General features: G+C 73.6%; 1 protein-coding gene. It reads right to left on the reverse strand.

The window, feature by feature from the left end; genetic code table 11:
• The coding region (locus tag PUR56_RS10805; RefSeq protein WP_329948717.1) for an acyltransferase domain-containing protein at positions 1-292 on the reverse strand (292 nt) is incomplete at both ends.

A 292-nucleotide genomic window follows, 5' to 3' on the forward strand; every position in this document is an offset into this window, starting at 1 on the left:
CGACGGCCCGTTCACGGCCGCCACCTCCACACCGGCCGGCAGACCGTCGGCCACCCGCCCGAAGGGCAGGCCCACCGACACCATGCCGCCACGACCCGCCAGACCCCGCGCGATCGCCTGCGAACGCAGCGCCACCACGGCAGCGGCGTCCTCCAGCGACAGGATCCCCGCGACATGCGCCGCCGCGATCTCACCCTGCGAATGCCCCACCACCGCGTCCGGCACCACACCCAACGAACCCCACACCCGCGCCAGACCCACCATCACGGCGAACGACACCGGCTGCACCACA

The sequence above is a fragment of the Streptomyces sp. BE303 genome, from assembly GCF_036290945.1.
Lineage (GTDB): Bacteria > Actinomycetota > Actinomycetes > Streptomycetales > Streptomycetaceae > Kitasatospora.